This is a genomic window from Rhodobacter flavimaris (assembly GCF_021378075.1).
Taxonomy (GTDB): domain Bacteria; phylum Pseudomonadota; class Alphaproteobacteria; order Rhodobacterales; family Rhodobacteraceae; genus Rhodobacter; species Rhodobacter flavimaris.
Genome location: NZ_JAJUOS010000068.1, coordinates 1 through 292 on the forward strand (window position 1 = coordinate 1; position 292 = coordinate 292).

A 292-nucleotide genomic window follows, 5' to 3' on the forward strand; every position below is an offset into this window, starting at 1 on the left:
ACCTATCACTTGATGCTGCGGCCCACCGCCGAGCGCATCGCGCGGCTTGGCGGGCTCCATCGCTTCATGAACTGGGAGCGGCCGATCCTCACCGATTCCGGCGGCTTCCAGGTGATGAGCCTCGCCTCCTTGCGCAAGATGAGCGAGGAGGGGGTGACCTTTTCCTCCCATATCGACGGATCGAAGCACAAGCTCACGCCCGAGCGCTCGATGGAGATCCAGCGGCTGCTCGGCTCCGACATCGTGATGGCCTTCGATGAATGCCCGGCGCTGCCCGCGACCGAGGCCGAGG

The 292-nt window shown here is 65.4% G+C and carries 1 protein-coding gene; it reads left to right on the plus strand.

All coding sequences use genetic code 11. The features are described 5' to 3' along the window. Nucleotides 1-292: tRNA-ribosyltransferase family protein (locus tag LZA78_RS17655; protein WP_233678181.1), on the plus strand; the 292-nt coding region annotated here is incomplete at both ends.